The sequence below is a fragment of the Terriglobus sp. TAA 43 genome (assembly GCF_000800015.1).
In the GTDB taxonomy this organism is placed as follows: Bacteria; Acidobacteriota; Terriglobia; order Terriglobales; family Acidobacteriaceae; genus Terriglobus.
Genome location: NZ_JUGR01000001.1, coordinates 3424271 through 3450245 on the forward strand (window position 1 = coordinate 3424271; position 25975 = coordinate 3450245).

Below are 25975 nucleotides of genomic sequence, written 5' to 3' on the forward strand. Positions count from 1 at the left end.
TTCCGGTGAAGGTCAGTATACCCAATGGTTCCTTGGGATTTATGGCATGGGCGGCTGCGGAAGAGCAGTGACACTGCTGCGGAAGGCCCGTCGAAAGAGCCGTATGACCCATCGGATGGCGAACAAAGCGATGGCAAGAAGCACAAGCACAATGGACGCGGAAACCCACGGACGCGAGGTGGCTAACCATGTCAGGCCAACGGCTGCCACGTCTTCCGTGCTGCTAAGCGCAATGTTCGAGAAGGGTTCCGGCGACGGTGCAACGGCCACACGAAGCGCGGTTTTGGATGTGTGCGCTAAAGCGGCAATGGCCGCCCCGGCAGCAATCGCGGCGATCTGCATCGGTGGTGTGAGGTGTTCTGTGGCTCGATAAGCGAGCAACGCCGCTACGGGAATGCGCACGACGGTATGAAGTGCGTTCCAGGCTACGTCCAGGGCGGGAACTTTATCTGCAATGAATTCTGCTAGAAAAAGCACGGAGCAGACCCCGATCACCCACCAGTTGCCAACGACCTCCAACCCAGGCGGAAGTTGCACCCAGCGCGTGTGCGCCGCTAATCCCAACGTCAGCAGAGTGGCGTAAGTATTCAGACCAGCAGAGAAACTGGCGGCAATGATCAGCGCGGCAAGGTTACCGGGAGTGAAGCTCACGATGGCCTCCGATGCGGCGGGCCTCAGTTTACTGCTCAACGGGGGAGCAGGCCACTGTCGTGTTATCGCACCTTGGAGGAAGTTGCTGATACCGTGTTACGCATGCGATTTTCCTTGCTTTCTCATCACCTGGCACTGGCCGCGGTACTGTGTGTTTCTGCCTCCTGCTTCGCCCAGGAACAGGGCGATCAACCGCCGCAGGGAACTCCACCCGCCGCCGCAAAAGATGCACCCAAGGATGCGAAGGACAAGCCATCGTTTCCGGCGCTTCCCCGGGATGCGCATGTGGAACAGAGCATTACTGTGGATGGCAAGCCGCTGAAATACACCGTCACGGTTGGCACCTTGCCGGTGCGGAATGCAGATGGCAAGGTGGCTGGGCAAGTCGTTTTCACTTCTTACACTGTGCCGGGCGCGGATCGCCCGGTGACGTTTGCACTCAATGGTGGCCCCGGTGCTGCCAGCGTCTACCTGAACTTCGGAGCGATCGGCCCCAAGCGTGTTCCGTTTGGCGAGGACAACTCTTCCCCTTCCGACACGCCCACGCTGGTCGACAATCCCGGCACATGGCTGGACTTTACCGATTTGGTCTTCATTGATCCCATCGGCACGGGCTTCAGCCGTTCTGAGGTTTCCGAAGCAGAGTCGAAGAAGCTTTTCTACGCGCCAACTGCCGATGTGAACTATCTCTCGCGCATCATCTATGACTGGCTGCTGAAGAACGGCCGCATGATGTCGCGCAAATATCTGGTTGGCGAAAGCTATGGCGGCTTCCGTGGTCCTCGCATCACGCGCTATCTGCAAACGCAGCTTGGAGTGGGGCTGAACGGCGTTGTGCTCGTGTCGCCGTACCTGAATCCCAGCATTACCGATAACGGTGATCTGTCTCCGCTGCCGTGGATCGTCACCATGCCATCTATGGCTGCTGCGAATCTTGAGCGCCAGGGGAAACTGACGTCCGCGTCGATGAAGGATGTCATGGACTATGCCGAGGGGGAATACGCTACGGACCTGATTCGTGGCAGCTCCGATCCTGGCACGAAGGATCGCATGGTTGCGAAGGTGACACAGCTTACCGGGCTCGATCCTGATTTCGTGCGTGCTGAGGGTGGTCGCATTGAGCCGCGTGTCTTCCTGCGAGAGGTTCATCGCAAGGAAGGAAAGCTGGGCAGCGTGTATGACTCGAATGTCACGGCGCTGGATCCGTTTCCCTATAACCGCGATCAGAAGACCAGCGATCCCATCCTGGACACAATCATCGCTCCGTTGACGCAAAGCATGGTCAATTTCGTCACCCAGACCGTGGGATGGAAGATCGATGCTCGATATAACGCTCTTAGCTCTGAGGTAGGTCGCATGTGGGATCGTGCGGGACAGGATGAGCGCAGCGGGTCCGGAACCCAGCTCCGGCAAGCCGTTGCAGCCGATCCAAAGCTGCATGTTTTGATTGCGCATGGCTGGAACGATCTCTCCTGCCCCTTTATGGGGTCGGTTGTGACCGTGAATCAGATACCGCAGGCCACGGCACAAAGAATTCTGATCCATGAATACCCCGGTGGACACATGTTCTACACGCGTCCCGGCAGTCAGAAGAGCCTGAAGCAGGATGCCCGTGAACTTTTTACAAGTCATTAATTTGGAGTAAGTTATGCGAGGCTGCGGCGATGTTTTCCGCAGCCTTTTCCACGTCTGCGGTTGCACTGAGGCGGGCGACCCTGTAATGTCAATCAAGTCGAGCGCAGCGGTTGAGCGCGAAACGAAAGTAGCAAGCAAGTGGTAAGAAACAAGCCGCTTGACACAAGCCAAAGCGGTTTGTATAAATGAAAAGTCAACCGGCAAGCGAAACGCTGCAAGTTGACAAGAGCCGAAAGGCTTGATATAAAAGAAAAGTCGACAAGCGGTCAGTATGAAGCGGTCGAGTGGGTAGCCGAAAGGCAGCCTGCAGCGTAAGACTCGAAAGAGCAGCAAGTCAGTCCAAGCGTTTGTCACGCAGTGGTTAACCGAGAGCGAAAGTTCCGGTAACCCAATCGACAAACCCAAGCACTGTAATTAAGGTTTCGAAGGGGCAGAAGCCCCGGGCCAAACGTTTGCGATGTTAATCGCAGTTTGCGCTTGAGATGTTTTTAAGATTGTGAGCGGTAAATGTCTGCGCGACTTGCGTAGAGTGCGTCTTCGCTAAGAAAGCTAAGTCGCCGCCGTTTCCATACTGCTAAGTAAGCGTTGCCCGCGGGGCTAGCGTCGACCAAGAGGATCGAGCAAACGAGCTTAATAGTATAGAGGCGAGCGGCTTGACAAGCAAGCGAAAACGAGATACTCTTAAGAAGTTGCAGCAAGGCAGTCGAGAGCGAAAGCGACGCGGTTCAGCTACGAAGTAGCGAGAATACAGCGAGCAAGTAGCCAAGACGCGAAAAGCGTATAAGACACTAGCTCATACAAGTTCGAGGACACAACTGTCGAGTCGATGACTGACAGCGTCCTTGATCCAAAGCAGACGGCTTAGGCCTGATCTGACTAGGATCTTTGACAACATGGTTGAACGTGCCAGTCGTGAGATGCATTAGACCTTACGGTTTAGTCAATCTCACTAGTTTTATCCTCGCAGCCTTTTCGAGCGCTGCGGGGCGGCTGAGAGCTACGGACCTCCGTCCTGTAGCGCAGCCAACCAGTATTCAAACGAGAGTTTGATCCTGGCTCAGAATCAACGCTGGCGGCGTGCCTAACACATGCAAGTCGCACGAGAAAGGGACTTCGGTCCTGAGTAAAGTGGCGCACGGGTGAGTAACACGTGAATGATCTACCTCCGAGTGGGGAATAACTGAGGGAAACCTTAGCTAATACCGCATAACACTTACGAGTCAAAGCAGCAATGCGCTTGGAGAGGAGTTCGCGGCAGATTAGCTAGTTGGCGGGGTAATGGCCCACCAAGGCGATGATCTGTATCCGGCCTGAGAGGGCGCACGGACACACTGGAACTGAAACACGGTCCAGACTCCTACGGGAGGCAGCAGTGGGGAATTTTGCGCAATGGGGGAAACCCTGACGCAGCAACGCCGCGTGGAGGATGAAGTCTCTTGGGACGTAAACTCCTTTCGATAGGGAAGATAATGACGGTACCTATAGAAGAAGCCCCGGCTAACTTCGTGCCAGCAGCCGCGGTAATACGAGGGGGGCAAGCGTTGTTCGGAATTATTGGGCGTAAAGGGCGCGTAGGCGGTTTGGCAAGTTTGGTGTGAAATCTTCGGGCTCAACTCGAAGTCTGCACCGAAAACTGCCGGGCTTGAGTATGGGAGAGGTGAGTGGAATTTCCGGTGTAGCGGTGAAATGCGTAGATATCGGAAGGAACACCTGTGGCGAAAGCGGCTCACTGGACCATTACTGACGCTGAGGCGCGAAAGCTAGGGGAGCAAACAGGATTAGATACCCTGGTAGTCCTAGCCCTAAACGATGATTGCTTGATGTGGCAGGTACCCAATCCTGCCGTGTCGAAGCTAACGCGATAAGCAATCCGCCTGGGGAGTACGGTCGCAAGGCTGAAACTCAAAGGAATTGACGGGGGCCCGCACAAGCGGTGGAGCATGTGGTTTAATTCGACGCAACGCGAAGAACCTTACCTGGGCTCGAAATGTACGGGAATCACTTAGAAATAGGTGCGCCTAGCAATAGGCCCGTATATAGGTGCTGCATGGCTGTCGTCAGCTCGTGTCGTGAGATGTTGGGTTAAGTCCCGCAACGAGCGCAACCCTTATCTCCAGTTGCTACCATTTAGTTGAGCACTCTGGCGAAACCGCCTCGGATAACGGGGAGGAAGGTGGGGATGACGTCAAGTCCTCATGGCCTTTATGTCCAGGGCTACACACGTGCTACAATGGCCGGTACAAACCGCTGCGAACCCGCGAGGGGGAGCCAATCGGAAAAAGCCGGCCTCAGTTCGGATTGGAGTCTGCAACTCGACTCCATGAAGCTGGAATCGCTAGTAATCGCAGATCAGAATGCTGCGGTGAATACGTTCCCGGGCCTTGTACACACCGCCCGTCACATCACGAAAGTGGGTTGCACTAGAAGTCGGTGCGCTAACCGCAAGGGAGCAGCCGCCCAAGGTGTAATTCATGATTGGGGTGAAGTCGTAACAAGGTAGCCGTAGGAGAACCTGCGGCTGGATCACCTCCTTTCTAAAGAGAAACCGATCCGGAAAGAAGAAGCGTCTCGCGTATCGCGAGCACCTCGAGTGAGTTTCTTCTGGCCCGGACACCTTACGAAGCTTCGGCTAAGTAAGAGTCTGAACTAAGCCTCTCTTTGGTTAATGATTATCTACACGATGGTCAACGATTGACTTAGTCGATCCGCACGTTCAACTGTGTCCTCGAAAATCTTTCGAGAGCCAACTGCTTCGGCAGGGAGCTCAAGGGAATTTAGGGGCTGCACCCGGTAGCGATAAGTTATCGGGTGCATACCTCTGACCTGGGCCTGTAGCTCAGTTGGCTAGAGCGCACCCCTGATAAGGGTGAGGTCGGTAGTTCGAATCTACCCAGGCCCACCATCCTCTTGACGAGCCTCCTTGAACGGAGATACTCTAATCAAGTTGGTGCGAATGGGGCTGTAGCTCAGTTGGGAGAGCGCCTGCTTTGCAAGCAGGATGTCATCGGTTCGATCCCGGTCAGCTCCACCAATACTCTCGAAAAGATTAAGGATCTGGATGAGGTTGAGACCAAATGGTCTGAGCCTTGGACAGAGCATCGTCCAGCACCCCAGGGTGCAGCACGCAGAAGCGTGTGTGATGTTTGACAACTGAATAGATTGGGTAAACATAACTACAAGGCTGAGCCTTCAGCTTGCAGGTAGTCTCTGCAAAACTGAAGATTTAGTAATGAATGTGTCTTTAGGATAAGTAACAAGGCGAATAATATGGACACTCGCAACAGAGTAATCTGCGTGCGAGTAAATTCTATGAACAAGCTACTAAGGGCGCACGGTGGATGCCTTGGCAGAATCAGGCGATGAAGGACGTGGCAAGCTGCGATAAGCTTCGGGGAGCCGCACACAGGCGTTGATCCGGAGATTTCCGAATGGGGAAACCCACATACGCAAACCGTATGTATGACCCGCTGAATACATAGGCGGGCTCAGGCGAACGGGGGGAAGTGAACCATCTCAGTACCCCCAGGAGAAGAAAGAAACCTCGATTCCGATAGTAGTGGCGAGCGAACTCGGAATAGCCCAAACCCGTTTTATTTCGGTAACACGGGGGTTGTAGGGCCTGCAACAGTAGAGTTACCAATCCAGTAGATAGTCGAAGCCCTTGGAAAGGGGCCCCACAGAGCGTGACAGGCGCGTAAACGAAATTTATCTGGACTCGAAGCAGGTACCTGAGTAAGGCGGGGCACGAGAAACCCTGCTTGAATCCGCGGGGACCATCCCGTAAGGCTAAATACTCGATTCTGACCGATAGTGAACCAGTACCGTGAGGGAAAGGCGAAAAGTACCCCTTTGAGGGGAGTGAAAAGTACCTGAAACCGTGTGCCTACAAGCAGTGGGAGGACTATGCCCGTAAGGGAATGTCTGACCGCGTGCCTATTGCATAATGAGCCGGCTAGTTATTCTTGTCAGCAAGGTTAAGCGTGAGCGAGCCGCAGCGAAAGCGAGTCTGAATAGGGCGTTAAGTTGGCAGGAATAGACGCGAAGCGGGATGATCTACCCTTGGCCAGGTTGAAGATGGGGTAACACCCATTGGAGGACCGAACCGGTGTTTGTTGAAAAAAGCTCGGATGAGCTGAGGGTAGGGGTGAAAGGCTAATCAAATTCCGTGATAGCTCGTTCTCTCCGAAATAGCTTTAGGGCTAGCCTCGGGTGATTTGCGTTGGTGGTAGAGACATGATTGGACTAGGGGGCTTTCCGGCTTACTGAATCCAGCCAAACTTCGAATGCCAATGACAACCAGCCCGGGAGTCAGACTGTGGGGGCTAAGCTTCACAGTCGAGAGGAAAACAGTCCAGACCGCCTGCTAAGGTCCCCAAATTATAGTTAAGTGGGAAAGGAAGTCGGAACGCTCAGACAGCCAGGAGGTTGGCTTAGAAGCAGCCATCCTTTAAAGAAAGCGTAATAGCTCACTGGTCAAGCGGTCCGGTGCCGACAATACAACGGGGCTAAAACTATATACCGAAGCAGCGGATGCACACCTTTGGTGTGCGTGGTAGGAGAGCATTCTCGCGACAATGAAGTACGACTGAGAAGACGTATGGAGTTTCGAGAAGAGACCCTGCCGGCATAAGTAGCGATAATGAAGGTGAGAACCCTTCACGCCGAAAGTCTAAGGTTTCCTGAGGAAGGTTAATCCGCTCAGGGTTAGGCGGTCCCTAAGCTGAGGCCGAAAGGCGTAAGCGATGGACATCCGGTTAATATTCCGGACCTCCCAATTGGTCGTTATTACGATGGGGTGACACAGAAGGATAGGCAGGTCGTCATATGGCTATGGCGGTCGATGCACGTAAGCTGGACCAGATAGGCAAATCCGTTTGGTCTTAACAGTGAGGTGCAAAGCAAGCCCTTAAGGGTGTAAGCTGCTGATTTCACGCTGTCAAGAAAAACCTCTAAGGAGAACGATTGGGAACCGTACCCCAAACCGACACAGGTAGACGAGGAGAATATCCAAAGGCGCTCGAGTGAAGGCTTGTTAAGGAACTCGGCAAATTAGACCCGTAACTTCGGGAGAAGGGTCGCCACGGTAGGGTTAATAGCCCGAGGTGGCCGCAGTGAAACGCGTACGGCGACTGTTTAACAAAAACACAGGTCTCTGCAAAGTCTAAAACGACGTATAGGGGCTGACTCCTGCCCGGTGCTGGAAGGTTAAAAGGAGGGGTTAGCGCAAGCGAAGCTCTGAATTGAAGCCCCAGTGAACGGCGGCCGTAACTATAACGGTCCTAAGGTAGCGAAATTCCTTGTCGGGTAAGTTCCGACCTGCACGAATGGAGTAACGATCGTACGACTGTCTTAACGAGTTGCTCGGCGAACTTGTAGTACCGGTGAAGATGCCGGTTACCCGCAGCTAGACGAAAAGACCCCGTGCACCTTTACTATACTTTTACTGTGGGTTACGGCAATTGCTGCGCAGGATAGGTGGGAGGCTTTGATTCCGGGTTCTCGGATTCGGAGGAGCCAACGGTGAGATACCACCCTGCGATTGTTGTGACTCTAACCTCCTCCCCTTATCGGGGAGAGGGACATAGTAAGACGGGTAGTTTGACTGGGGCGGTCGCCTCCTAAATTGTAACGGAGGCGCGCGAAGCTACACTCAGGCTGTTTGGAAATCAGCCGTCGAGTGCAAAAGCATAAGTGTGGTTAACTGCGAGACCTACAAGTCGAGCAGATGCGAAAGCAGGCTTTAGTGATCCGGTGGTTCTGTATGGAAGGGCCATCGCTCAACGGATAAAAGGTACGCCGGGGATAACAGGCTGATCATTGCCAAGAGTTCATATCGACGCAATGGTTTGGCACCTCGATGTCGGCTCATCGCATCCTGGAGCTGTAGAAGGTTCCAAGGGTTAGGCTGTTCGCCTATTAAAGCGGTACGTGAGCTGGGTTCAGAACGTCGCGAGACAGTTCGGTCTCTATCTGCTGTGGGCGTAGGAGATTTGAAGGGGGCTGTCCTTAGTACGAGAGGACCGGGATGGACGAACCTCTTGTGTTCCAGTTGTCTTGCCAAAGGCACGGCTGGGTAGCGAAGTTCGGTTATGATAACCGCTGAATGCATATAAGCGGGAAGCATGCCCTAAGATGAGATCTCCCAACCCGTAAGGGATAAGAAGGGCCCTGGAAGACCACCAGGTTGATAGGCTGGATGTGGAAGTGCAGCAATGCATGTAGCTTACCAGTACTAATCGCCCGTTCGGCTTGATCATAGAATTTACTCTGCGCAGAAACTCTGCGACCTAGAGAGATAATTCAATACAAGCCAAGTAGTTATATAAGACAAATCCAAATTTTGGTATATCGTCTACTCAATCTATTCAGTCGTGAAACCTCGCACATGCGAGTTTCGACAATTTGCTGGTGATAATACCGCGAGGGTCACACCCGTTCCCATCCCGAACACGGAAGTTAAGTCTCGCTGGGCCGATGGTACTGCACGGGTAGCTGTGTGGGAGATTAGGTGATCGCCAGCATTACATTGAAAAGCCCACTCTTCGGAGTGGGCTTTTCGTTTTTGTGCAGTTATTAAATCGATGTCATCGACTTAGATAATTAGTGCGGGACATATTGTGACTCGCGGACCTCGGTGCTGCGGCTGAATTCCCATGAAAAACAACCTTCTTTACTCGCCTGCGACGAGCAAAGAAGGCAAAGGGAACAATCGATTTCTATGTGATCTGACTTGGTGTGATTCAGGTGTTACACGTGGGCGTGCTTGATTGCTCGCGCGCAGAACGATTCCCTCTTCCGCCAAAAGTGGGCATCCGCATTAATAAGGGCTCCCGAGTTATCGGAAGCCCTGGGCTTATCGTGCCGACTTTCTACTTATTCGCGGATGATCTTGACGAAGACACCGTCCGGAAGACTCTTGCCACCCAGAAGATGAATGGCACCGTCCCGGACAAAGCCTCGCAGCATCTCACCCTGAGGTGGAGCTAAGGCTTCGGACCGTTGAGGAGCGGGATCCATGCGGCGCGGTGCTGCTGGTTCCGCAGCCTTTTGTGGATAGGGTGTGGCTTTGGGAGGAGCCGCCGTCTTCCCCATGCCGCGATCCATGGCCTCATTGGCAAGACGGTCTGCTGTTTTGTTTTTGTGCCGCAGAGCGTGCGAGATATTGAAGAGTTCCAGGCGAGCGATCCGTCGCTTGGCTTCCTCGAAGAGCGGTCGCAGATCAGGGCTGTTGACCTTGTACTTGCCTTGAATCTGTTTCACCATGAGCTCGCTGTCGCTTACGACTTTGACACGGCTATATCCGTTATCCAAAGCCCACTGGAGAACACCCAGGAGGCCGCTATATTCAGCAAAATTATTAGTTTTGAACCCTAGGAATTCGCTTAGCTCTGCAAGGACAACGCCGTCTTCTTTTGCGATAACAGCGCCGTAGCCTGCAGGGCCGGGATTACCCCTTGCGCCTCCATCGCAATGCGCCAGAAGAGTAATGGCCGCAGTGCTGCGGGAGGCTGAGGGCTGGGGGGACGCGAATAGATCTCCAGTAGACATCGATCTATTAAAACAGGTACCTCGTACCTATTCTCCATGTCCTATAAGACAGTAGTCCCGCTAATGAACACCTGGTCCGTCTTATTCCCGAGCAAACGATAGAGGGCAAACTGCCGCGAGCTACCGTGACGAAGCTCCATGAGGATTTCGGCGCGATTGGTCGCGTCAGCGTCCACCACGTCAATGGGACGATAACGTGGAATCCGGTCGAGGTGCGTGCTATCGGTGACCGTTCGCATTGCCGGATGAAGTGTGCCGTCAGGATCGGTATTCGCTACAACTGTGACGTACCGCTCTGGCGTTGAATCTGTCGCAGGAACCCGCGCGAAGAAGGTGTAACTGACGGGCGCGCTGAAATAGAGCTGATAAGCACCCATTTGTTCGTCTGCGAACGAGAGAGAAGGTGCAGGGGCAGCCTTCGTGGGTTTTGTACTCCGGGTGTGAACGGCAGGTGCTTTCACTGTTTTCGCGGACTTAGTCGGGCTTGCTACAGGAGCCTGAGGCGCTGCGGTCGTTTCCAAGGCGTCGGTCGCCAGTGCAGGATTCAGCACGACCGCGCGGGCCAGATCTTCCAGGGCGCTTAAAGCCGTAGCACGTTCGGTATTGCTCGCAAACTTGTAGGTGAAATCGTGCTGTGGGCGGTCTTTCGCATCACTGACAGCAACAATCGACTCCAGCGGTGTCGAAAGAGTCGAGCCAGCCGCAGCTTTTACTTTCACGACCGCCTGGGTGTCGTCTTTCGCCGTGGTGATAGCGCCGCGTCGCAGGACAGGACCACCAGACATAGTGTCACCGCTGGAGATCGTGCCGTTTTCGGCTACCGTCTCGTTCGCAGAAGAGCGAGCGTCAGTCGGCCCCGCAGCGCGTGTTTCGGCGGCCTTTGCGGTGCTACGGCTGGCCAGTTCCATGGGGTCTGGCGGAAGCGCATTCGGATCATCTTCCTCGGCAGCGCGATGGCGGATGGTGGGGCGATCCGGATCGTCGGCAGGAGCATTGTTCTGCGTAACGGTCGCCTCGGGTGGCTTCTTGGAGTCCTTCTTGTTCGCCTTGCTCTGATCTCCGGTGTTGTGTGCGGAGGATTCCGGCGAGCGGTGCAGCGTGGGACGCTCTGGATCAGCGGCGTCCTTATCCTTCTTGCCCGAACCGTAGTCGTCCAGCGTCACTTTGGCGGGAGTATCTTCTTCCCGACATTCATCCGGAATTGCGGCTGCTGTCGCCTTGGGATCGATGGTTTTAGTATCAGCAGACTTGGAACCGAAGTGTGGCTTGCCATCGTCTTTGGGGGCTTCCTGCACCACGTGGGCGTTGCCGCAGTTCGGTCGGATGCGTCCGGCCTTTGGCGCCTTTGGCGTTGATACTCGTCCGTACCCAAACCAGCCATCGTCAAAGGGAAGATTCGCGGCGATAGCGCTTCCTGCAAAATTTCGCGAAGCGATCAGGTCGAACACGTTCTGCTGTGTGCCGCTCTTTTGCAGGTCGTAACGGATGCCGGATTCCAGGGCAAAGGGGACGGGGCGCGCCAGATAAATCCCAGCATCCTCATAATGACCGCCAATGAAAAGCGACACCGGGATCAGCCGGGCTGCCTTTGGCTTTATGGGGTCGTCGCCAACGTATTCGTACAGCGCGACGGCGCGCGTCACCTGATCCGGTTTCGCAACCTTGTGCATTTGCGCCACCGCCGCAAGGGGCAGCGAGCACAACACGGTTGCGGCAGAGAGCCATCGGACGGCGAACTTACGGGCGTGCATACTACTCCATTGGACGGCGAAACGTTCTCAACAGCATACGCGGCGTAAGCTAGGAACTATGAAGATTGGCGACATCGTAGACTTTTCGCTCAACGACCAGGACGGCAACAGCGTCTCACTTTCACAGTTTCGCGGGTCGCCCGTGGTGCTGTTTTTCTACCCACGTGCCGACACGCCGGGCTGCACCGTGGAAGCCTGCGAATTTCGCGATATCTACAGCAAGCTGAAGTCCGCGGGCGCGGTTTTGCTGGGCATTTCGCGTGATACAGAGTCGAAACAGAAGAAATTCGCCACAAAGTTTTCGCTTCCCTATACGTTGCTGGCCGATCCGGAACTGACTGTGGCCAAACAGTTTGATGTGGTGCGCGACGCCACCATGTATGGCAGGCCCGTGATCAAAATTGAGCGGTCCACGTTCTTGTTTGATCGCGAAGGCAAACTCACAGCCGAATTTCGCAAGGTAAAGCCCGAAGGCCATGCAGCAGAGATGCTGGAGGCTATCCGCAAGGCATAGCTGTCTGGAATAGCCTTAGTAGGCCGGAAAGATGAGAGTCTGCTGCGGGGAAATGCTTGCCTCCGTACCTTTTGCGGGGGCAGCATCGGCTGTCAGTCGTGCCCCTCGCTTGCCCTGCTCTGTAATCACCTGGCTCAACTCGTCCTGACCGTTCATTCGCACGATCTGTAGACTCAGTTCGCCTGCGCTGGACATCTGCCCGGCTGCGGCGACAGAAACCACGGTTAGTTCCACCGGACTGCCCGCTGGAGCCTTGCCAGCAGCTTTGACCAGTTTGCCCTGCAGCTTTTGACCGTTGACGGCTCGAGCGCTGTCTATTTCTGCGTCCAGGCGCACCTCAATGGGCGTGCCGGTGGCGATGCCCAACGTATTGCGCATGGTCACAATCGGCAGGGAGGAGTCGCGGTCTCCCACGATCGAGAGCGCACCCTGTGCCGGTGGCGCCGCCGACAGGGAACCGGTCTGCGCCGAAAGGGCGCTTGCAAAAAACAGCAGGAATGCACTGTGCAAAACAATTCGCATCAGCCATTGGGATGAATCCTGCCGGCGGTCGGGTTGTCGCGCATTCTGGCGCCACTGTTGCTTCTGCAACTGTCCCCGTAATGGCATCCGTTCTATAAAGGTCGTGACGAAGTCGGTCGTATGACCGTAACGTGAGTGCACGGAGGGACTTGGACGCATGGCAACACGTATGGAAGACGTGATCATTGTGGGCGCAGGGCCTACGGGGCTGGCACTGGCGGCGGAATTGCGGCGTCTTGGCATTGCGCCCATGTTGTTTGACCGGGTCGCGGAGGGTGCAAATACATCTCGCGCCACGGTTGTTCACGCGCGTACGCTGGAAGTACTGGAGCCACTTGCCATTAGCGACATCATGGTGGCGCGCGGCATTCCGTTGCGTGCGGGGCATCTGCGGGAAAAGGGCGGAGCCGTCAAGGCAACCATTGCGTTCGATGAACTGCCAACGAAGTATCCGTTTGCATTGGCTCTCCCGCAGAATCTGACGGAAGAAATTCTGGTGGCGAAGCTGCGGGAGCTGGGTGGAAGTATTCATCGCCCCATTGAGGTCACTTCGCTCACTCAGTCTGCAGATTCTGCCACGGTGACTTATACGGCCGCTGGCACCCTCGTGCAGGAGCTGCGCGGACGCTGGGTGGTTGGCTGTGATGGATTGCACAGCACAGTACGTCAGGCTACGGACATTGCCTTCACCGGCGGCAATTATGAAGAGTCATTCGTGCTGGCAGACGTCGAGATGGATTGGCCGCTTTCACCGCATGCAACCGCGAACATGCTTGAGATGTTCTTAGGCGACGAAGGCATCACCTTGATAGCCCCGTTGCCAAACAACATCTGGCGCATCATCGCCACGCAGGAAAATGCACCGCAAAATCCTGCAGTGGACGACTGTCAGCGCATCCTGGATACGCGAACCGTCTCCGGTGCTAAGGTGTATCGCGTGGTGTGGTCTTCGCGGTTCCGTATTCAACATAGGGTGGCGAGCAAGCTGAGGCAGGGCCGTGTGCTTATCGCTGGCGATGCAGCGCATGTGCACTCGCCTGCCGGTGGGCAAGGGATGAACACTGGCGTGCAGGACGCAGTCTCACTCGCAAGTGCACTGGCAACAGCGATCCGTACTGGCGATGAATCGGAATTGGCTTCATGGGAAGAGAAGCGTTTGAAGATCGCGCATTCCGTCGTGAATACAACGGACAAGATGACGAAGCTGGTGCTTTCTCAGAACCCACTGACACATCTGCTGCGAGAAGCCATTCTGGGACTGGCGGGACATGTGCCTGCCATGGGACAAGCGATGGCAAGGCGCATGTCTGAAATCGATAACCGTTAGGTAGGTTTCCTATCGAATGTTCTCGAACGGGATATTCAGAATGGGGTACTGCTTCCAGTCGCGGTAATCAAAGTGCCACCACTCGGTTGGGTTAACCTCAAACCCTTCCTTCGTCATGGCGTGACGAAGAACACTGCGTAACTGCCGTTCTTCCGCGGTGCCGCCGGAATAATCAGCATAGGCGCGCTCGGTCATCTCGTCATAACCACTGGGCATGGTCACTTCCTCGCCCGTTTTCAGATCGTAAAGGGACAGGTCTACCGCACAACCGCGATTATGTTTCGATCCGGCTTTTGGATCTGCAACGAAAATCTTCTGATGGTTCGGCGTCGCATCCCAGAAGATCTTCGTCACGTACCAAGGGCGATATGCGTCGTGAATGATCAGCCCATAGCCAAGCGGACGTAGCGCATTGCTGGCGCGCACTACAGCTTCCGCTGCAGGCCGCTGCAGGAATGCACGAGCCTGCGTGTAGACCGGCGTTCCAAGGAAGTTATTCGAAGTCGCATAGCGAATGTCGAGCTTGATGGTGGGATCGAGCGTGATGAGTTCAACGAGGTCAGGCGCGCGGAAGTTGCCAGCTTCTTTCGGTGGCTGCTCTTGAAGCGCTTCGGCGCGAAGCTGCTCCACGGGATGCAGCGGTGTGATGCGAAACGAAGGTGCCTGCGCATGCAGTGTGGCGCATGCAAGAACAGCGCTGCAGAAGAAATGAAGTGTTCGCTTCATGGTGCTGATGTTTGCATGAGATGGCCGCAGAATCAATCGTGCAAACCGCAGATCCAATCGCCAATGCTGTCTGCCGTGCGATAGCGGAAAGCTCTGCTGAGATGAGCGACCGTGTCCGTAGCAAGCACGGTGTGTTGATCCATCTCGCGCGCAGCGAAGTCACCCGCAAGCCCATGCAGATAAACGGCAGACGCTACAGCTTCGCGAACTTGATCAGGCTTTTGCGCAAGACACGCAGCAACAATGCCGGTAAGGATATCGCCGGAACCGCCCTTCGCCATGGATGGATTGCCCGTGGTGTTCACTGCAATCGAACCGTCAGGATGCGCTACAAGTGTCCGAGAACCTTTCAGCACCAGTGTCACGCCATGCTGCTGTGCGAAGCTGCGTGCCAGATTCAATCGATCCGCCTGCACCTGTTTTGCCGTGATTCCAAGCAGCGTTCCCATCTCGCCAGGATGCGGCGTGAGAACAATGGTGCGTGTGCCGTTACGTGAAGCTTCCTTCAGTAATGCAGCCTGATCTTTGAATGCGTTGAGACCGTCAGCGTCCAACACCAGCGGAATATCGCTTTCCAATACAAGACGCCGCACAAACTCTGACGCTTCGCCATTCGTGCCCAACCCAGGACCAATAGCGAGAACAGAAATCTTCTTCAGCCATTGGTCTTTCGACTGAAGGTTCGCAAGCGCAACAGAGCCGGTTGCGTCTTCGCTGAGCGGATGAGTCATAAGCTCCGGCGTGATCAGCGCAACGGTGTTCAAAATCGACGTTGGCACGGCAGCTGTGACTAAACCTGCACCAGCGCGCAGAGCAGCCAACGATGACATGGAAGGCGCGCCTGCCTTGCCTGCTGCACCGCCAATCAGCAACACATGACCATACATGCCCTTATTCGATTCGAAAGGACGTGGCGTTTCGAAGATGTGTTTCGCTGCGCCCGTCCATGTGAGCTTTTGCTCACTTTCAATCGCTGCATCGGGAGAACCAATCGGCGCAACAACAACAGGGCCAAACACATCAGGCGCGGTCAGATGCCCGAATGCGTGCGCAAGCTTCGGCGCAGTAAAGGTTACAACTGCATTCGCGCGAAACGCTCCATCGGCATACGTCTCCGTAAGGTTTGCATCCCATCCGCTGGGCAGATCAACCGCGACAACTGGAATCGTTGTATCTGCAACGATATCGCGAGCTATAGCAGCCGAGCCACGCAACGGCGGTGTGAAGCCTGTGCCAACAAGGGCATCCAGAAGAACATCGGCTTCACGAATTGCATTCGGCAGCGTCTCCTTTACGGCAGCTTCATCTGCAAGCACGCGGATAGCGGATGCATCCAGCGACTGATACGCTGCAGCCGCATCGCCCTTCAATTTCGCGGCGTCGCCCAGCAGAAGCACTTCCACGTTGCGGCCAGATTGAAGCAGTACACGCGCCGCAACAAATCCATCACCACCGTTGTTACCAGCTCCGGCAAGTACAAGGATGTTCTTCGCCGTTGGGTACTGCTGCTGCGTGAACTTCGCCACGGCCGTTCCGGCATGCTCCATCAGTTCGCCAAAGGGAACTCCAAAACGTTCGGCGGTAGCGCGGTCTGCGGCGGACATCTCGGCTGCGGTCAGGATCTTCATGCTGCTCCATTCTAAGAAGAAAGAGCCCGGCAATGCGCCGGGCTCCTGTCATTCAAAATGCGTCGTATTAGCAGGTGGTTGCATTCACGGCGCAGGGCTTCGCAAATCCCGTTGGCAGCGGAGCCGTTGAAGGTGTTCCCGTTGTCTCCGTTGCAGGAAGACTGCTGGTGGGCAACGCTGCAGGAGTGGGGCTCTGTCCAGGAACGGCTGTCGCAGCGGCTGACGGATCGGTCGCCGGCGATGTCGCTACCTGCGGAACGGCGTGCTGCTGGAAGTAGCTCTTGTCTGCAAGCGCACGATAGAACACACCGGTCAGCTCTGCAGCCTTCGGTCCGAAGGTAGGCCGTCCTCCGGTGAGGAAGAAGACCGTTACGATGCGGCCATTGGGCCCATCACCATACCCCGCAAACCAACCGAAGCGCGTGCCATTGTCAGAGCACGTGCCCGTCTTGCCCAGGATAGGAAATTCGCTGAAGTTGGTGCGCAGACTACGCGCCGTACCGTAAGAAGCGTCCACCGCGCCTGCCATGCCCGGCAGCATGTCTGGAATGTACTTTTGAATGTTCAGCGTGCGCTTCAGGCGTGGCTGGAAGTTGGCAATCTCGTCAGGCGTAGTGGGGTGCTGCAGATAGAACAGCGAACCACCGTTCGCAATGGCTGCCACAATCGCGCCCAGCTGCAGCGGCGTCATCTCCACGCTTTCGCCGAAGGAGCACATTCTGCCCACGCCGCCTTTGGATTCCGGCAGCGGATGATCGGGATACACACCAAGCTGCTCGCCCGCAATGTTGTAGCCCGCAAGCTCGCCCAGACCAAACTGGTTCGCATAGTGCTTCACGGTCTCAAAGCCCATCTGGCGGCCCAGCTCTTCAAAGTACGGATTGATCGACCGGGCAAGGGCGTAGGTCAGGTCGATCTTGTAACCATGGCCCAGGTTCACAGGCGTGTCCTTGGTGATGATGCCTTCGGACAGCGCAGCCAGCGCCACGGTCAGCTTGATGGTGGAACACGGCTCTGCGCCGGGTCCCAGCGCCTGCTTCTGGTTCACCATCGCCAGAACGCGGCCATTCTGCGGATCAATCGCCAGCGCGGTGCCGTTCATGTTGCCAAGTGCCTGAATCAACGATGCGCGGACAAGCGGATCTTCTCCGGAGGTGACATCGCCCAGCGTGATGTTGTCCACGTTCGTGGCAAACGACGGTGCGCTGAAGTGCTCAACGTAACGGACGCGGCGAACCACGCGGCGCTTGCCGTGCGTCACCACGACCACGTTGGTAGCAGTAGCCGCCTTACGAGTCTTCTTTGTGGATGTGTGCGCCGTGGAGCTATGTGCCAACTGCGACTTGCTGTGGCGGGCTTGTTTCGTGTTCTTCGTCATGGCCGGTGTGGCCACAACAGCAGAAAGAGCAAGCAGGGAACAGGCCGCAACACGCAGAGGTGAAAGAAAACGCATCGGCACGAAACTCCTTCATAGACTCGCCTCGCAATCGTCGCGAGGCGGGAAGGACGCCCGGTCTGCGGTCCCCTGCCGCAGATCTCCCGGTCCCTGAAATTTAGACGTCTGGAGCCCAAGCCGGGCAGTTTCCAGACTAAGTTACAGGCTTCCCCGGCGCAAAAATGCGGGGATATCGAGTTCGTCGTGCTCTTCTTGCGGTTCAGCAGGCGCGAGCCCCCCAAACGAGGGCACGCGGACATCCGTACGAATCGTGGTCTCTTCCACCCGAATTGTGGTTTCTTCCACCACATAAGTGCCGTCTGCCCGGCGAGGCCGAAGGAAAAAGTCGTCGTCAAAGACGCTGGCCGGCACAGGTACCAGTTCTGAGGGCTCCGTCTGAGCGTTAAACGTCTGCGGCTGCTCCGGCGCGGTGGTGTAGATCGGATTAACCGGAGCGGCAGATGGCTGCGCCTCCGCACGGAATGCCGGAACTCCCTCGGAACGAATGGGTTGCGGCTGGCTCGAGGCAGGCGCCTGCGGCATTTCGCTCTGCGGCACAAAGTTCTGCGGCTGCTGCGCTACGGGCGTGGGCGTCCCGAAGGTCGGTTGGGACACGGGGAATGTCTGCTGCGGAACCGTTCGAACAGGCGGAGTCACGGGCTGCTGCTGGGCGGGTGGCGGTGCCACATAACGTGGCTGAATCGGCGGAACGTAGCCCTGCTCTGCAGCAGCTACGGAACGGGCCGGGCCGGGTTCCAGGAGACGCTCGCGACGCTCCAGTCCGTCCTGCTTCGGCTCCTTGAAACCGGTGGCAATGACGGTGATCTTGATCTCGTCGCCCATCTTTTCATCCTGCACTGCACCGAAAATGATGTTGGCATCTTCGTGAGCAGCGTCCTGGATAAGCACAGCCGCATCATTCACTTCACTCAGCTTCAGGGACGACGAACCAGTGATGTTGATGAGAATGCCGCGTGCGCCGTCAATGGCGCCAGCCTCCAGCAGGGGCGATGCCATGGCCGCCGTGGCTGCTTCGCGTGCGCGGTTGTCGCCGCTACGGACGCCAGTAGCCATCACGGCGTATCCCATGCCTGCCATCGTCGTCTTCACGTCGGCAAAGTCGCGGTTGATGATGCCGGGAATCGTGATGATGTCCGAGATACCCTGCACGCCCTGACGAAGCACATCGTCAGCAATGCGGAACGACTCAAAGAAGCCGGCGTCTTTAGCCACTGCCAGCAGCTTCTCATTCGGAATCACAATGACCGTATCCACGGCCTCCAGCAACTCCTGCAGACCGCGCTCAGCCTGCATCATGCGGCGCTTGCCTTCAAACGAGAATGGCCGCGTCACCACGGCAACCGTAAGCGCGCCCATTTCGCTGGCCAGCGATGCAATCACCGGCGCAGCGCCAGTGCCTGTGCCACCACCAAGGCCAGTGGTCACGAACACCATGTCCGCGCCTTCCAGCGCTTCAATAATCTTGTCGGAATCTTCCAGTGCCGCACGACGGCCCACGTCCGGGTTTGCACCCGCGCCCAGCCCACTCGTGAGCTTCACACCAAGCTGCAGCTTCACCGGAGCCATGGAGGTCTTCAAAGCCTGCACGTCTGTGTTGGCTGCAATGAACTCCACGCCCTCCACACCTGCGGCGATCATGCGATTCACAGCGTTGTTGCCGCCGCCGCCTACGCCGATGACCTTAATGCGCGCGCCGCGCTGCATGTCGTCGTGGTAGTGAATTCGCAGATCTTCATCGGGCATCATGGTCGGGGACTCCTTCATTCCGGCAGGGGGAAACACACAATCGCAAATGCGAAACAGCTTTGCGCATTTGCACAATGCGCTTTCTGTGATTCTGTCACGTCAGGCAGTGAGGATGCTCGTGCAAAACCTCGCCGAATCTCGCACAGAGTTCCATACTTGATTCCTCCCATGCGATTTCTGAAAATTGAAGCCTTTGAAGTGGGCCTTACAGGAAAGACAGCCCCGAAGTTTCGCGGAATGCGTTCGTCCATGTACAGTGCGCAGTGAACACTTTCAGGCAGTTTTTCGGAGGCGTATGCAGATCAATGCGCAGGTAATACGCGCAACAGCAGTGGCCGGTCTCGGCGGCTTGCTTTTCGGTTTTGACACGGTCGTGGTTTCTGGCACCAACGCCTCTTTGACAGCGCTTTACAACCTGTCGCCCAGCGGACTCGGTTTTACTGTGGCCTCCGCGCTCGTTGGCACCGTCATTGGTGCTCTGACCGCAGGCATTCCCGGCCAGAAGCTTGGGCGTCGCGACAGCCTCCGCATCATGGCTGCGCTGTATTTCGTTGCAGCACTGGGCTGCGCCTTTGCGTGGAGCTGGCCTTCACTCATCGTCTTCCGTGTTCTTAGCGGCCTGGCTATCGGCGGTTCCAGTGTGCTGGGCCCCATGTACATTTCGGAGCTTTCACCAGCGCAATATCGCGGACGTCTGGTGGGCTTCTTCCAGGTCAACATCGTTGTGGGCGTTCTCATCGCCTACCTGTCGAACTACTCCATCGGCCTGCTGCAGCTTGGTGCAACAGAGTGGCGCTGGCAACTTGGTGTAGCGGCGATTCCTGCCGCTCTGTTTGTCATCGCGCTGTTCGGCATTCCGCGCAGCCCGCGCTGGCTGGCCATGATGGGCCGCAAGGAAGAAGCTCTGAAAGTGCTCAACCTGATTGGCGATCCCGATCCGGAAAAGCGTTACCAGCGCATTGAAGACGAAATCAACGAAGAACGAGCCGTGGCTCACATGCCGCTGTTCCGCAAGGCGCATGCGCGCGGCATCTTTGTTGCCGTAACGGTGGGCGCGTTTACGCAGTTCTCCGGCATCAACGCCATCCTCTATTACCTCAGCGACATCTTCCGTCTCGGCGGCGCTACCAGCATCTCCAGCGCAGGACAGTCTGTCGCAGTGGGCGCAACCAACCTGGTGGCAACGTTGATCGCCATGTCGTTGATCGACAAAATTGGCCGTAGGAAACTGCTGCTGACCGGTACTGTTGGTCTGGTGATCTGCCTTTTCCTGGTGGGTCTCATCTTCCACATGGACGCGCACAAGAGCCTGCTGGTCTGGTTGCTGATGGCGTACATCGCGTGCTTCGCGTTCTCGCAGGGCGCAGTGGTGTGGGTCTACATCAGCGAAGTCTTCCCCACGGCGGTTCGCGCAAAGGGACAGGCACTGGGAAGCTCATCGCACTGGATCTTCAATGCGATCATCTCGTACGCGTTCCCGGTGATGCTTCGCCGCTCCAGCGCTGCAACCTTCTGGTTCTTCTCAGCCATGATGGTGCTGGACCTGGTGCTGGTGAGCACAATGTATCCAGAGACAAGCAACGTGTCACTGGAAGATATCTCAGCGCATCTGAGCCACTAACGAAGTGTGTATGGCAATGAAGAAGGCCCGGCATTCGCCGGGCCTTCTTGCGTTATCAGCTTGTTGAAGCTTATCGATTGCGGAGTGTGTGAAAGACGATGCCAACGCTCAAAGACTGCACAGTATTGGACTTCACGCCGCCCATGCCAATGTTCTGGCCAATGCCCACTTCGGGCAGACGAACGGCCATGATCGGCAGCAGGTTGATATCCAGTCCGCCCACAACGCGGTAGGCGAAGAAGTTATCGATGCGATCACGCCGATTCCATCCGAAGAGCACTTCCCCGTAGGGCGTAAGGAAGCCCTTGTCCGCGGAGAAGCTAGCCCGAACGCCGCCCAGCGCGCCGTCCATGCGGAATGCATTCTTGCCAGACAGAACATACGAGGCGGACTTGTTGCTCTTGTAAATGTCTCCGCGCACGTCGACACCCAACAGGGCCGGTCCCATCTGCTTCCACTGGTAGTACGCGCCGCCTCCGCCGCCAATCGCGCGATCCACGCCATCGTTGTACGAGCAGGGCAGAGGAGCGTCCTTGCAGGCCACGCCCGACGCACGTTCCACGTTAACAGTGCCGTAGACGCCTATCTGGGCATTTGCATGAATCGTGACGAGTGGCAGGGCAACTGCCGCCAGAACCAGATGCAGGAACTTCAACTTCATATGCTATTGAGTTTACCTGCATGGCAGCAGGAACCGGGGAGTCCTTTAGAAGCTACCTGCAAATAGCGACTTCAGCTTCTGTTTCAGGCCCATCTCTTCGCTGGCGCGTCGCACCTGGGTGCGATGGGTGTACAGCAGCATCCCAATGGCGGTGGCGAACTCCGGTCCGGCCAGTTCCTGCGGCATCCGCGACAGCGGTACCGGCGATCCGATACGTGCGGGCGTGCGCAACAGGCTCTCTGCCACATCCAGCAGGCCAGCCAGTTTCGCGCCGCCACCGGTCAGCACGGCACCTGTGCCAAGCGCTTCCAAAACACCGCCCTGGCGAAGATTGTCGCGCAGCATGGTGAACAACTCGCGCGCACGCGGTTCCAGAATCTCTGCCAGAAAACGTTGGCGGACAAGGCGTGGCGCGGTTGATCCGCCCGTAGACAGGTTGCCACCCACTTCAATCTCGTTCAGCGAAGGCACGCTGGTCACAACGCAGTTGCCATAGATCAACTTCAACTGCTCAGCCTCTTCCGTGCTCACATGCAGGCCCACGGCAAGATCATTCGTAAAGTGATCGCCACCGATGGGCAGCACAGCCGTATGCGCGACGGATCCCTCAAAGAACACCACCATTTCCGTGGTGCTGGCGCCTATATCCGCAAGGCAAACGCCCAGCTCACGCTCATCTGCACTCAGAACGGACTCAGCGGAAGCGATGCCTTCGTAGACCGTATCCACCACTTCCAATCCCGCGCGATTGGCGCACGTCACGACGCTCTGCGCCACGCCACCGCTGCACGTCGACAGGTGAAGATTCACCTCCAGCTTGGTGCCCACCATCCCAATCGGATCGTGAATGCCGGGCTGGTCATCCAGGATGAATTCCTGCGGCAACAGGTGCAGAATCTCGCGGTCTGCGGGCAGCGCGACCGAACGTGCACGATCCACCGCGGCGCGAACTTCTTCGCGCGTAATCTCGCGCATGCGGCTACCCATCGAGATACCGCCGCGTGAATTGATGCCCTTCACATGCGTGCCGCCAATGCCCACCACGGCTGTTTCAATCCCAATGCGCGTCATGCGTTCCGCTGTCAGTGCAGCACGATTGATGGCGTCGGCCGCAGGGCCAAGCTCCGCAATCAGTCCTTTGCGCATACCTTTGGAGCGTTCAATCCCGTGGCCGCGATAACGCAGCACGCCGTCCTGCAACTCCGCCACCAGCACACAGCTCTTCTGGCTACCGGCGTCCAGTACGGTGATCAGATTGTCGTTCTTCTCTTTCACAGAACGCCACGACTCCTTCGTGCATGATACTGCGGTGTTGCAACCCCTTTTGGCTTTTACAGGAGGGGGTATCCACCCTGACGACTACTCAGCCTTTGCCGTTGCCTTCGCAGCGCTACGAGCCTTCTCCCGCTTAGCCATCCAGGCCTTAATCGCTTCCACTCGTTTACGCGTTGCGGCTTCCTTTTCTTGTGCCTTGGTCGACGGCTTATGCGCAGCAGGCGCCGTTGGCCGTGCAGGCGTGTTCACCGCCACCGTTTTCGCCGCAGGAGCAGGAGCCTTCACTGGAACGTTAACCTTCGTCACAGGAGCGGGCGTCTTCACAGGTGCGCTGGCTTTCGCCAATTGAACTGGTGCACTCTTCTGCGAGGGCGCAGGATTCTGTGCAACGGTAGCGTCAACAGCCGCAGGCCCACTGACCACGGTGGAATCCTTGGCCGGCATCTGCAGCACCACTTGCCGTTCGTAGCGCATGTCCACACCGCTCAAACGCGGATACGTGGTGTGCCACTCAGCAATGTGTTCCTGAAACTTATGGAAGCGCTTCAGGAAGTCCTGCGTGCCAAAGTGCACCATCACGTCCTGATTGCTGTAGGGAATCAGCGCCTTCACATCCTCAGGGTCGGACAAGTCCACTTCGCTTAATTGCGACGACGTGTTCTTGCCATCCGAATCCAGATCCTTCAGAAATGCCGCAAAAAGCTGCATCTTCTGCTGGCGCGACGTTGCTGCATCCGCCGTTTTAATTCCCGTGATCACGGGGAACGTATAACGCGAGTTGCCCGGAGCATCCGGTGGAATATCCAGAACCACACCGCTGGCATCAATCAGGCCAATGTCTCCACCCTGCCGCAGATACGCCACGGGAACGCGTTCTGTCACATGCACACGCAAACGATTCGGCAGCAGTCGCATCACCGTTGCATGCTCCACCCAGGGCATCTGCTCCAACTGCGCGCGCCGCTCCTGCAAAGGAACGTGGAAGATATTGCGATCCACATCCTCACCAAAGACGCTGAGCATCTGTGCGCGCGAAAGGTGGCTGTTGCCATCCAATTCCATCTGCTGCGACGAAGTGATGCGGAAGGTATCGCTCGTCGTCATGTAGCGCATCGCGGTATAGCAACCCGCGGCGACAGCAGCCAGCGACAGGCCAACAGACACGCCCGCAATGATCCATCCATTACGAGTCTTGGGGATCAGACCACGGCGAATGCGACGATTGCGCCCACTGGCGCGCAGGAACGCTTCCGTATCGGCGTCTTCCGTGAAGTCGTCCACCATCTCACGACGCGGACGCACCGATTCGACCGCTGGTCGGCGGAAGGGGACTGGCCCGGGACGCGCCGCCACGTCGTCCTCGTCATCGAGGACTGCAGCAACCGCGCCGCCATTCTTTTGAAGCTTCCGCATGCCTGAGCAGGGCCGCGGAGAATCGCCTGCGGCCATCTTACAGTGCTGTGATGCGGCATTCGCACGGAAACAATGGTCTGCGGGAACCTACCTGGGCAATCCCTCGACCGCCGGTAGCTGCGACCAAATACAATTCCGCCCATGCGACTTTCCTTTGCTGTGCCGTTGTGTGTCCTGGCCTCCCTTCTTCCCGCCGCAGGATTTGCTCAGAAAGACTCAGACTGGGTGGGCACCTGGACCAGCGCGGCCATGCCGCTCACGCAGCCGTCTGACAAGGCGAAGCTGCCGCTGGGCTATGACGATGTAGCCGTCCGGCAGGTCGTGCACATCAGCCAGGGCGGCAAACGCCTGCGCGTCGCATTCACCAACGAGTTCGGCACCACGCCGCTACATATCCGCGCCGCACACGTGGCGTTTCTGGCTGCGGGATCAAGAATTCTGCCCGCAACCGATAAGGCGCTCACCTTCGCGGGCAGCCCCGAAATCACCATCGCTCCCGGCCAGTTTGCCTACTCCGATGCCGTCAAGGAGACGGTGCCTATCTTCTCCGACGTCGTGATCACGACATCCATTCCGGCACAGACCATGCCCACCATCACCTACCACGCACTCGGCATGACGACCACCTGGTTTGCTCCCGGCGGCGACGTGGCAGCGCCGGAGTTTGAGACACCCGCAGCCGTCCCTCCCGGCATTCAGCCCCCGGACGTGTCCGCCCCCGTGCGCAGCCTGTCGCGCAGCGAATCGCCGGTGCAGGAACCCATCGTGAAGCCCCAGCCCGGAGCAGACACCAAGACCGCCGCCGCTCCCGGTGTCATCAAAACCAGCTCCTGGTACTTCCTCAAGAACGTTGAGGTGAATAAGGAGGGCCACTCCGCCGCGATCGTCACCATCGGCGACTCCATCACCGACGGCGCGCGCTCCACTCCAGATACAAATCGCCGCTGGCCTGATCAGCTAGCTCCACTCCTCGCAGCCAACAAGAAGACCAAGCGACTCGGCATTCTCAACGTCGGCATCAGCGGCAACCGCGTGCTCAAGTTTGGCGCAGGCCCCAGCGCGCTCGATCGCTTTGACCGCGACGTCGTAAAGCAGCCCGGTGCAAAGTATGTCGTACTCCTCGACGGCATCAACGACATTGGCAACATGCATCGTGCGCCGGTGGACGCCATCACCGAGAAAGAAATGCTCGACGCCTATACGACACTAGCCAACAAGGCGCATGCCGCAGGCCTGAAGATCATCGCCGCGACAATGACGCCGGATCAAGGCGCGAAGTACTACAGCGAAGACGGCGAACAGATCCGGGAACACGTGAACACGTTCTTCCGCACCAGCAAGCTGTTTGACGGTGTCATCGACTTCGACAAGATCATTGCTGATCCGCAACATCCGCTGCAGTTCAACCCGAAATACGACTCAGGCGACCACCTGCATCCTTCCGACGCAGGTTACACAGCGATGGCTGCAGGAATTGATCTGAAGCTGTTCCGCAAGTAGC

Annotated in this window: 16 protein-coding genes, 2 tRNA genes and 3 rRNA genes; 10 read left to right on the forward strand and 11 right to left on the reverse strand. The window is 56.9% G+C overall.

Annotated features, from left to right (window positions below):
• Positions 1–39: 39 nt before the first annotated feature.
• Entirely contained in the window at positions 40–651 is a 612-nt protein-coding gene (locus tag M504_RS14500) for a DUF4126 domain-containing protein (protein ID WP_047492666.1), read from the reverse strand.
• Positions 652–753: 102 nt separating this feature from the next.
• Here M504_RS14500 and M504_RS14505 point away from each other — a divergent pair, with 102 nt between their 5' ends.
• From M504_RS14505 to rrf, 6 genes are all read left to right on the forward strand, one after another.
• Positions 754–2286: a S10 family peptidase gene (locus tag M504_RS14505; protein ID WP_047492670.1), complete on the forward strand. Its 1533-nt coding sequence runs from the start codon at positions 754–756 to the stop codon at positions 2284–2286.
• Positions 2287–3320: 1034 nt separating this feature from the next.
• Positions 3321–4820 (forward strand): 16S ribosomal RNA (locus tag M504_RS14510).
• A 291-nt stretch (positions 4821–5111) separates the two neighbouring features.
• Positions 5112–5188 (forward strand) — tRNA-Ile (locus M504_RS14515).
• Between the two features lie 53 nt (positions 5189–5241).
• Positions 5242–5317 (forward strand) — tRNA-Ala (locus M504_RS14520).
• Positions 5318–5597: 280 nt separating this feature from the next.
• Positions 5598–8543: ribosomal RNA gene (locus M504_RS14525) — 23S ribosomal RNA — on the forward strand.
• A gap of 147 nt (positions 8544–8690) precedes the next feature.
• Positions 8691–8807: ribosomal RNA gene (gene rrf, locus M504_RS14530) — 5S ribosomal RNA — on the forward strand.
• Together the 16S, 23S and 5S rRNA genes with 2 tRNA genes alongside form the textbook arrangement of a ribosomal RNA operon.
• A 352-nt stretch (positions 8808–9159) precedes the next feature.
• On the opposite strand, the gene M504_RS14535 is transcribed toward rrf, so the two are convergent.
• Both M504_RS14535 and M504_RS14540 read right to left on the reverse strand, forming a co-directional pair.
• Entirely contained in the window at positions 9160–9834 is a 675-nt protein-coding gene (locus M504_RS14535) for a ribonuclease HI family protein (RefSeq protein WP_047492673.1), read from the reverse strand.
• Positions 9835–9875: 41 nt separating this feature from the next.
• Positions 9876–11585, reverse strand: a complete 1710-nt coding sequence (locus M504_RS14540) for a hypothetical protein (RefSeq protein WP_047492675.1) — start codon at positions 11583–11585, stop codon at positions 9876–9878.
• 58 nt (positions 11586–11643) lie between these two features.
• On the opposite strand from M504_RS14540, the gene M504_RS14545 reads away from it, so the two are divergent.
• Positions 11644–12099: a peroxiredoxin gene (locus M504_RS14545; RefSeq protein WP_047492677.1), complete on the forward strand. Its 456-nt coding sequence runs from the start codon at positions 11644–11646 to the stop codon at positions 12097–12099.
• 15 nt (positions 12100–12114) lie between these two features.
• Here the strand turns inward: M504_RS14545 and M504_RS14550 are convergent, their stop codons facing one another.
• Complete coding sequence (locus M504_RS14550) at positions 12115–12621, reverse strand: hypothetical protein (RefSeq protein ID WP_156993795.1); 507 nt, start codon at positions 12619–12621, stop codon at positions 12115–12117.
• Positions 12622–12778: 157 nt separating this feature from the next.
• Between M504_RS14550 and M504_RS14555 the strand changes: the two genes are divergently transcribed.
• Positions 12779–13948 carry an FAD-dependent monooxygenase gene (locus tag M504_RS14555; RefSeq protein WP_047492683.1) on the forward strand — a complete coding sequence of 390 codons (1170 nt, stop codon included), beginning with the start codon at positions 12779–12781 and terminating at the stop codon, positions 13946–13948.
• Between the two features lie 9 nt (positions 13949–13957).
• Here M504_RS14555 and M504_RS14560 read toward each other — a convergent pair whose 3' ends face one another.
• From M504_RS14560 to ftsZ, 4 genes are all read right to left on the reverse strand, one after another.
• Positions 13958–14674 (reverse strand): M15 family metallopeptidase, encoded by a 717-nt coding sequence (locus tag M504_RS14560; protein ID WP_084214355.1) that lies wholly within the window; start codon positions 14672–14674, stop codon positions 13958–13960.
• 32 nt (positions 14675–14706) lie between these two features.
• Complete coding sequence (locus M504_RS14565) at positions 14707–16302, reverse strand: bifunctional ADP-dependent NAD(P)H-hydrate dehydratase/NAD(P)H-hydrate epimerase (RefSeq protein WP_047492686.1); 1596 nt, start codon at positions 16300–16302, stop codon at positions 14707–14709.
• 67 nt (positions 16303–16369) lie between these two features.
• Entirely contained in the window at positions 16370–17755 is a 1386-nt protein-coding gene (locus M504_RS14570) for a penicillin-binding transpeptidase domain-containing protein (RefSeq protein ID WP_084214356.1), read from the reverse strand.
• Positions 17756–17896: 141 nt separating this feature from the next.
• Positions 17897–19504 carry a cell division protein FtsZ gene (ftsZ, locus tag M504_RS14575; protein WP_047492690.1) on the reverse strand — a complete coding sequence of 536 codons (1608 nt, stop codon included), beginning with the start codon at positions 19502–19504 and terminating at the stop codon, positions 17897–17899.
• A gap of 295 nt (positions 19505–19799) precedes the next feature.
• On the opposite strand from ftsZ, the gene M504_RS14580 reads away from it, so the two are divergent.
• A complete protein-coding gene (locus M504_RS14580) occupies positions 19800–21125 on the forward strand; it encodes a sugar porter family MFS transporter (RefSeq protein WP_047492692.1) in 1326 nt (441 codons plus the stop codon).
• A gap of 70 nt (positions 21126–21195) precedes the next feature.
• Here M504_RS14580 and M504_RS14585 read toward each other — a convergent pair whose 3' ends face one another.
• The 3 genes from M504_RS14585 to M504_RS14595 all read right to left on the reverse strand — a co-directional run bounded on the left by M504_RS14585 (position 21196) and on the right by M504_RS14595 (position 24474).
• On the reverse strand, positions 21196–21786 hold the full coding sequence (locus tag M504_RS14585; RefSeq protein ID WP_047492695.1) for a hypothetical protein: 591 nt from the start codon (positions 21784–21786) through the stop codon (positions 21196–21198).
• 45 nt (positions 21787–21831) lie between these two features.
• Entirely contained in the window at positions 21832–23061 is a 1230-nt protein-coding gene (gene ftsA, locus M504_RS14590) for a cell division protein FtsA (protein ID WP_047492698.1), read from the reverse strand.
• A gap of 84 nt (positions 23062–23145) precedes the next feature.
• On the reverse strand, positions 23146–24474 hold the full coding sequence (locus M504_RS14595) for a cell division protein FtsQ/DivIB (protein WP_232296293.1): 1329 nt from the start codon (positions 24472–24474) through the stop codon (positions 23146–23148).
• 141 nt (positions 24475–24615) lie between these two features.
• Here M504_RS14595 and M504_RS14600 point away from each other — a divergent pair, with 141 nt between their 5' ends.
• Positions 24616–25974, forward strand: a complete 1359-nt coding sequence (locus M504_RS14600; protein WP_047492705.1) for an SGNH/GDSL hydrolase family protein — start codon at positions 24616–24618, stop codon at positions 25972–25974.
• The last annotated feature ends 1 nt before the right edge of the window (position 25975 follow it).